The 7,923-nt window shown below is 42.8% G+C and carries 7 protein-coding genes and 1 pseudogene; 6 read left to right on the forward strand and 2 right to left on the reverse strand.

Translation table 11 applies throughout. The features are described from left to right. Positions 1 to 119 precede the first annotated feature (119 nt). The 6 genes and pseudogenes from HQK80_14135 to HQK80_14160 all read left to right on the forward strand — a co-directional run bounded on the left by HQK80_14135 (position 120) and on the right by HQK80_14160 (position 5,135). Positions 120 to 1,442 (forward strand): hypothetical protein, encoded by a 1,323-nt coding sequence (locus HQK80_14135; protein MBF0223337.1) that lies wholly within the window; start codon positions 120 to 122, stop codon positions 1,440 to 1,442. A gap of 287 nt (positions 1,443 to 1,729) precedes the next feature. Further along, positions 1,730 to 1,885: a hypothetical protein gene (locus HQK80_14140; protein MBF0223338.1), complete on the forward strand. Its 156-nt coding sequence runs from the start codon at positions 1,730 to 1,732 to the stop codon at positions 1,883 to 1,885. A gap of 14 nt (positions 1,886 to 1,899) precedes the next feature. Further along, entirely contained in the window at positions 1,900 to 2,421 is a 522-nt protein-coding gene (locus HQK80_14145) for a transposase (GenBank protein MBF0223339.1), read from the forward strand. 342 nt (positions 2,422 to 2,763) lie between these two features. Next, a pseudogene (locus tag HQK80_14150) lies at positions 2,764 to 3,018 on the forward strand (hypothetical protein). Positions 3,019 to 3,143: 125 nt separating this feature from the next. Then, complete coding sequence (locus HQK80_14155) at positions 3,144 to 3,971, forward strand: PAS domain-containing protein (GenBank protein MBF0223340.1); 828 nt, start codon at positions 3,144 to 3,146, stop codon at positions 3,969 to 3,971. A 159-nt stretch (positions 3,972 to 4,130) separates the two neighbouring features. Next, entirely contained in the window at positions 4,131 to 5,135 is a 1,005-nt protein-coding gene (locus HQK80_14160) for a hypothetical protein (protein MBF0223341.1), read from the forward strand. 219 nt (positions 5,136 to 5,354) lie between these two features. Here HQK80_14160 and HQK80_14165 read toward each other — a convergent pair whose 3' ends face one another. Together HQK80_14165 and HQK80_14170 are read right to left on the reverse strand one after the other, a co-directional pair. After that, positions 5,355 to 6,182: a dienelactone hydrolase family protein gene (locus HQK80_14165; protein ID MBF0223342.1), complete on the reverse strand. Its 828-nt coding sequence runs from the start codon at positions 6,180 to 6,182 to the stop codon at positions 5,355 to 5,357. 23 nt (positions 6,183 to 6,205) lie between these two features. Beyond that, positions 6,206 to 7,678 (reverse strand): autotransporter outer membrane beta-barrel domain-containing protein, encoded by a 1,473-nt coding sequence (locus HQK80_14170; protein ID MBF0223343.1) that lies wholly within the window; start codon positions 7,676 to 7,678, stop codon positions 6,206 to 6,208. Between the last annotated feature and the right edge of the window lie 245 nt (positions 7,679 to 7,923).

The following is a 7,923-nucleotide window of genomic DNA, read 5'->3' on the forward strand; positions in this document are numbered from 1 at the left end:
TCATGAGAAGACTGTTTTGAGGAAAAAAATTGCTAAAAAAATGACAACGTTGGCGAAAGCTGCGCCAAGCGCTGCTTAAGGCCTGAGCCCAAGTTGAAATTCCAGACAAGGACTTGTAAATGAAAGTATGCTTAAAAACGATATTTCTCTCTAGCATATGGTGTTCTCTTTTGCTTTCAGCCTGCACACCTGAAATCCAGAAAGATTCCAGCGGTGGCGCCTTGAATATTACCCCAAATTTTTCTTTGACCGCCCAAATTACGAAAATCGACGGGAAAGCCTTGACTCTATTATTAAACAAGCCCGTGCTCTTTTCTGAGAAATCTAAATTTGCCTTGCGCTTGGCTCAGCATATTATCGACAGCACTTATTTTCTCGAGGACAAAACAACTATTTTTATGGGCGAGAAGGTCGTTGTTTTAAGATTTTCCGGCAACACTCTTCTCGTTAGTGCCAGCAGCAAAAAACACGAATTTGAAGTTGGCGACTCAGGCGAACTGTATTTGGACAAAAAAATAATAGCTATCACCGATTTCTCGGTTGTTTCCGGACACAACCAGGACATTGCCAAGTATATTCAGGAAGACATGACTTCTGCTTTAGTTCAATCAGGCCAGTTCAACGTTGTTGAAAGAGAGAAATTATCGACAATCTTAAATGAAATCAAGCTGTCACAATCTGGCATTGTTGATCCTGAATATATTAAGCAAGCGGGGAACCTTCTTGGCGCGGACCTCATATTAACCGGAACATTCATGCCCAACGATGATAAGTGGAATGCAAATCTTCGGCTGATTAACACCGAAAGCGGTCAAATTGTCACAGCAATAAATTTGCTTGGCTCCTTAAGTGAACTTAAGTCCGAGGCATTCAGAAATATTACCAACATCAATGGTGACTTTGAGAACCCGGCTAATGACCTTGTCGAAGGTTGGATACTTGGCAGAACTAAAGAGAAGAGAACCGGCATTGGAGGTTATCAGTTTGTTTACTTTGATGACCGGCAAGGTGCAAACGGCACAAAACGTTCTCTGGCCATGACCTATAAATTAGGCACAGAAAAAGACCTCAAATTTGATGACATGGGAATTGTCGCAGATTTGCAAAACAATCAAAAAAGGATTTTAGATAAGTATACGGGGATAAAATTTTTTGCTAAAAGTACGGGAGACATAACCCTCAGATTTCAACTTAAAGACAGCGAGAAGGAATCTCCGGAATATGAAAACTGGTTTAAGCAAATTGGTATCAATAATAATTGGCAGGAGATATCAATACCTTTTATTACCCTGACACTTCAAAGAAACTGGGCGAAAAAGAAAGGAACAAACCAGAGGCTTGAATTAGATAAAATTGAATTATTGCAATGGCTGGTGACAGAAACCCAAAATGAGGCGCAAGTTGAGGGAACTATTTGGATTGACGAGGTTTCCTTTTATTGATTTAGTATAACTCCAATGAGGTATACTTATTGATTGCGGCAATCAAAATTCGGCAATCAAGATTAAATCTGATTACCACTAATTTTCAGTTTATCGCTCACGGGGGTGATCTCCTACAAACCAGGCCTTTCAATCAACCTGCGCCCTTGTGGCATAAATTGGCCGAGTTTCAGTAAGTAATTAAATAGCAATTAAATAGGGTCAAATTAAATAGCAAATTAAATAGGGTCAGAGTAAAATTAAACATTTAATCTGACACTGACCCTAATAATGCTCTGACCCTAATAATGCTGGGCTTTTCCGTGGACAACGGCGTGCTCATTGCCCGTGACGATCAAAAAGGTCAGACAGCTGTGGCACAGTATATCCTCAGAAGCCCATTTTCGGTCGGGAAAATCACCTATAACAGCAACTCTGGTATGGTGGTTTATAAATCGAGTTAAGCGCAGACTCCGAGATGACCCACCGCAAGATCAAAGGCGGCAAGAAGAATTTTTCCATATACACCGCTGAAGAGTTTATTGCCTCTATCACCCAGCATATCCCGAATAAGAACTTTCAGCTGGTGAAGTATTATGGCTGGTATTCAAACCGGATGCGCGGGAATAGGTTAAAAGCTGAGACGGCGGAAGCTAAAGATCAGCAGGAAGCCGATAAAATAACGATTCTCGATGTCTCCAACTATAAACCCAGGCGGATTCCTTCACCGACTTGGCGTGAATGCATCAAGAAAATATGGGAGGTTGATCCCCTGGAGTGTCCCAAGTGCCATGGGGAGATGAAGATTATCAGTTTCATTACCGAGAAACCGGTCATTCGAAAGATTCTTGAGCACCTGGGTCTATGGAAAGAGACGAAACGAGGCCCTCCAAACAAGGCGAGCCCGCCTGCAGAAACAATTGCGGAAATCAAAGAGCGTGAATACGAACCATTCGATGACGGCTGGCCCGTTTATGAAGAGCCTTTTATAACAATTTAGTAAATTGTTGGCCGCCGAACAGGAAAAGTGTGATCTAACCGCAGCCAACTATAAAAAAAGTTTACACTGTGCCTATATTGGCCTGGTGCCGGTGAATCGAACAAATGGTTGACACATTTCTCAAAAAACAGTAGTAAATTTTGAGGGGTTATTTAGGGATAATGGGCGGCTGCTTAAATTTTCGAGTGGTACGGCAGCCTGATTGAGTGGTAATGAACTGAGGACCTTGGCTGTTAATCGGCAAATTGGAAGTTTTGGGCGCGTTTTTTCTTCGCGCAGAGGTTTAGGAGAGGTAAATTTTTTCTCCCGGCCCACCGCTGAAAAAGCGATTACTTATCATCCATCGTATGGACCCTGCCAACAAATCTGGGTGAAGGGCTGGTCATTATGGCCGCCATTTTTCTTGGTGTCACCCTGCCCATTCTGCCTGTGCAGATTGCCTATACCTATCTGCCGGTAATGAATCGTTTGTTTCAGAGCGCTCCCATTGACCTCGGGGCCTGGGCTCGGATCGTGTTTGCAGGATTGCTGACATATCTGATAGTTGAGACGGAAAAATGGCTCTTTGTGAAAATGACTAGAAGTTGTTGCGAGTGATTAATTGAAAAAGCTGTTCAAAGAATGCGAAAAAACATAGAATATCTTGTGCTGTAAAGATAATTTGAAAAAAATTCACTACGATGAAGATCGTCGTAACATATCCTCTACCATGGAAGATGGAAATGAAACCCAAACGTTTTTCACCGCCTATCAAAAACACGCTATTAGTTATTATCTTTTCTGTAATGATAGCAGAAGCGATTGGCTTACTCATAACGTATCATACTAAAACTCCATATAGTTTATGGGTATTTGTTGATCAGGCTGTTTTAATTGTTCTTTTAATACCGCTACTTTTTCTGTTTGTTTACAAGCCACTCTCTGTCTACTCGAAGAAAATATCATCTTTAAATGAAGAGCTTACTGTCTCGCAAGAGGCGTTGGCCAAAAGCGACCAGAAATTCCGCTTAATTGCTGATTTCTCCTGCGATTGGGAGTATTGGCAAGGTATTGACGGAACCTACCTCTATGTTTCTCCATCCTGTACTTCAATCACTGGTTACTCCCCAGAAGAATTTTATCAAAACAATGATTTATTAAAAAAAATTATTCATCCTGATGACTTGACAAAATGGAAAACGCACCGCCACGGTGTGACAGAAGATGGTGAGGTTGAACCCGTACAATTCCGTCTCATAACCAAATCAGGGGACGTTCGATGGATTGATCAGGTCTGCCGACATGTCCATGATGAAAATGGGATGGATCTTGGCATCCGCGGAAGCAATAGAGATGTCACAAAATTAGAATTTTTGAAGAAAGAGGTTAAAATCCTTCAAGGTTTTTTGCCAATTTGCGCCTCGTGCAAAAAAATCCGTGATGACAAAGGATATTGGAGTCAAATAGAGTCCTATATCAGCGATCACTCAGAGGCACAATTCAGTCATGGGATATGCCCGAATTGTGCCAAAAAGCTATATCCAGAGTTGGACTTATTCAAAGATAAATAGTAAGGGCAACTGCTGGAGCAGATTTTTCCACCTCTTTGCAGAGTAATAAACAGATAGCTCCAGTAGCTTATCTTCGATCTTTCCGTTTTGTCTGATTATGTGGCGGGTATCACCGCATTTATGATTGTCAAATTTGAAAATGTTTGTAATGGGGTCCCCTTGGGAAAAAGAGCAATTAAAATAACCCTTATTGTTATCCTTGTGGCTGGCATCAGCCTTCTGCATTATTTTACCGACCGTACTCTTTACTACTATCACGTTTTTTACGGAGAACTTTATTTTCTGCCAATTGTGCTTGCTTGTTTCTGGTTTGGCCTGCGGGGTGGATTGTTAACCTCTATCGGAATTACCAGTTGCTACGTTCCCTTGGTTTATTGGCATTGGCAGGGCTTTTCCCCGAATGATTTTGATAGACTTCTGTCGGTGGTACTCTACAATTTGCTGGCAACGCTTATTGGTATACTGAAAGACCGAGAGATTGTTGCCCATGAACGGTTGTTGCAGGATGAAAGACTATCAGCAATGGGAAAATCCCTTGCCGCCGTGGCCCATGACATTAAAACACCACTTATTGCCATTGGCGGTTTTGCTCGGCAACTTAAAAAGAAATTTAAAAGTAACGATCCCGATTTACAAAAGGCCGATATCATTATACAGGAAACGGAACGGCTGGAAAAAATGCTTCATACCATGCTTGATTTTAGCAGGCCACTGGAGCTGCAACTTTACTTGGGAAATCTCAATGAGCTGGTACACAACAGTTTGCTTATCGTGGCAGAGCCAGCACGGGCGAAGGGGGTCATAGTTGAAAGTCTGCTTTTACCTGACCTCCCTCAAGTTGCCTTTGATGCCAACCGCATGGAACAGATGATTGTTAATATTCTGCTTAATGCCGTTCAGGCATCCCCGGAAGGGGGAAAAGTGACAATACAAACCTCAGTAGAAGGCCAAAATATTATCATTGATGTGACCGATTATGGATGTGGCATCCCGCTGCACCAAAAATCGCAAGTCTTTATTCCCTTTTTTACAACCAAAAAGAAGGGAACCGGCCTCGGGCTTGCTATTGTTCAGAAAATTGCCGAGGCCCATAAGGGATCATTGGTGATTTCTAATAACTCTCCCTGCGGGACTATTTTTAGGATTATTTTGTTCCGGTCATAAAATTGTTGCCCAGGTCTCGGGTATTAAGGAAAAACAGTCCCGGTGAATTTCTCGTACAACAAGCAATCAGCAAAAAAGCATGGGTAAATTGGGTAAATTGGGCGGTAAATTGGGGACAGACCCCAATTAAAAATCGGGGCCTGTCCCAATATTCTTCCAATATTCTTTATAGAGGTCTTATGCTTTAATTCGCTAAATAGGATCGATGGGTGAAATAGGCTAGAACCTGTCTTTTAATAGTCTCGGCCAAAGCTTTGCCCAACCATTTGCATGTGAAACACCCCTGACTTTAATGACCTGGCACCTTCCCCCGGCATCCCGGCTCATTTGACAAAAATATTCAGCTATTTCTTTGGGGACAATACGGTCATTTTCCCCAACAAGATGAATTTGCTCGACCCCAATTAGCCGGGCCACATGATCAATAGGATCCAAAGACCCTTTCAAGCGATCAACTTTATGGATCTCACTATGCATGCGATGATCCAGGTTCCCAGCAATGGTCACAAGAAAATCAACATCGCCTCTTTGGGCTGATAGCAAGGTCGCGATCGCGCCACCGCCGGAGAATCCAAAAAGCTTGATCCTAGAAGAATGAACGGGCTCTTTATAAAGATCAATGGCCTGATCTACAGCATCCACAACATCCTGTGAGAATCGATGAGATGTCCAATATTTCTGTTCTGCATCAGACTGCTCACCAAGATATTGATAAGGTCTTGCGATATATAAAACATTTGGCTGGGGATCTAACGCAGCCAGTCTTAGCGCAACGGGGTCATGCGGGGTAGGATCACTAGAAGGATACTTATTGGCCGTAAATGCATGCCCATCCCCCTCGATGTAAACATGAACACTTTGGCCGGTGTCATTAAATTTAGAATATGTAACAAGAGAAAATAAATTTGTCCGAACGATCTTCTTACTTAAGTAATTCTGGCGAGCAATATTATCAGCATGGTTTATGAATTGATGAGCAGACGTGCAGGATATCAAAGGAACAATGAAGATAAAGCAACTCACACGCTTTAGAATTCTTAAAAGCATACGATACTGCAAAGAATTAACCATTAAAAAGCAAGGCGCACTTCAGCCATCGCATTATGCCCCAGATAGTGCTTGCGGGTCTCGCCACTATATTTTAATCGTATGGTTAAATTATCCTTGGTTTCAAAGGTTAAGGCTAACCCTGGAATAAACGCATTTGATGAAACCCCCACCGATCGACTCGTAAAGCTTGATCCGCCTGCTACATAAGACGCTGTCGTTAGCGATGGATCATTTTCAAACTCATATTGCCAAATCGTTGAGAACTCAGGCGTGAACATAAATTTATCAGATTCAAATGTTTTAGACACACGCACCCCTAACGATGACTTCAGCGAATAATCGGTTCGATCATCTACGCTCAATGCAGATCCATTCTGACTTGATTCCATATAATCCTGTTGCTGAAGCATGGAATAGGTTAACCCCGCCACTGGCGTGACAATAAGCTCTTTAAACTCAAGCGGATAACCACCATTGACATCAACTGTAAACTGATGACCATCATGGTCGCCTGTCGCTGTATCAGAAAATCCTGTATATGAAATAAGTCGACGCGTATCATATTGATGATTAGTATACGATACCGACCAATCAACATAATGGGGGTGCCCTATGTAGGATCCATAGACCGTTGACTGATAACTATCAATATCTGTTTTATCATCCGAATTTATTCCTGATAAGCTCACCCGAGAATTTGTATAAGAAAGTGCCGCTCCTAGGCGAACCTGATCGCTTACCTGCGTATCAATCCCGAACACAATTCCCGACGACTCAGCTACATACCCATCAAACCCATCATGCTGTTCTTGATCGCTATAATGACCCAAAAACTGTCCCCACAACCCTGCCTTTTTAGTTGCATCACCTGCATTAACCCCTGTAATAACATTACGGCTAGCTAGCCGAATAATATCACTACGCGTTGAAATTGTTTTGAGCGTTCCGATAACTGCATTATTCGACCCTTCAATTACGCCACGCGTTACGTCTGGACTAAGTTCAACGGCTGCTTTATTAACTTCGTCTGCCGTCGACAAATTCTGAACAGTACGGCTAATTTCTTTTAACTGAGCATTGTCCCCTGTGTAGCTTGCCGCCGCATCAACCGAAGCGGATGTATTTTCAGAAACACCTGCTAATGACGCTGCTTCTTGTAGCGTTGCCACCATCACAACGTCCTCGGCAATAATGCTATATCCGTTTATATCGGTCGAACCAGCATAGGCTGTTCCGTCCGTTACAGTCCATGAAAGCAACCCACTTGATGGGGCTGTAATTGATGCCAGCGTTGGCGCATTACCCACCTTTCCTCTAATAAGGGCATATTTACTTCCATCGGCAATAGACGTTGTTAGCGTTGGCGAAACGGTTACCGCTGCTCCTGGAGCATAACCGGCTGTATTGGTAGAGTTGACAATATATCCGGAAGTGCTCGACGATAAGGACAGGCCTAAATTTCCCGCCCCTGTTATATTACCAGCGACTGTCATATTGCGAGCCCCCACATTAAGCGTCCCCTGATTAACCAAAGCCCCTGTAATTGTTTTCCCCGAGGTAAATTGGGGACAGACCCCAATTAAAAATCGGGGTCTGTCCCAATATTGTATTGTAACTTCTCCAAAAGTGGAGGCAGATTGCTTTGTTTATCTTCTGGATTCCGGCCAAGAACATGCCGGAATGACGAAATTACGATGGTTTACGGTCGTCATCCCCGAATGTCGTTATCGGGGATCCA

It is taken from the genome of Desulfobulbaceae bacterium (assembly GCA_015231515.1).
Lineage (GTDB): Bacteria > Desulfobacterota > Desulfobulbia > Desulfobulbales > VMSU01 > JADGBM01.

Excerpts from the sequence above, each read along its gene's own strand:
- HQK80_14135 (MBF0223337.1), top strand. The coding sequence starts at position 120 with ATGAAAGTATGCTTAAAAACGATATTTCTCTCTAGCATATGGTGTTCT.
- HQK80_14140 (MBF0223338.1), top strand. The coding sequence starts at position 1,730 with ATGCTGGGCTTTTCCGTGGACAACGGCGTGCTCATTGCCCGTGACGAT.
- HQK80_14145 (MBF0223339.1), top strand. The coding sequence starts at position 1,900 with ATGACCCACCGCAAGATCAAAGGCGGCAAGAAGAATTTTTCCATATAC.
- HQK80_14155 (MBF0223340.1), top strand. The coding sequence starts at position 3,144 with ATGAAACCCAAACGTTTTTCACCGCCTATCAAAAACACGCTATTAGTT.
- HQK80_14165 (MBF0223342.1), bottom strand. The coding sequence starts at position 6,182 with ATGCTTTTAAGAATTCTAAAGCGTGTGAGTTGCTTTATCTTCATTGTT.
- HQK80_14170 (MBF0223343.1), bottom strand. The coding sequence starts at position 7,678 with ATGACAGTCGCTGGTAATATAACAGGGGCGGGAAATTTAGGCCTGTCC.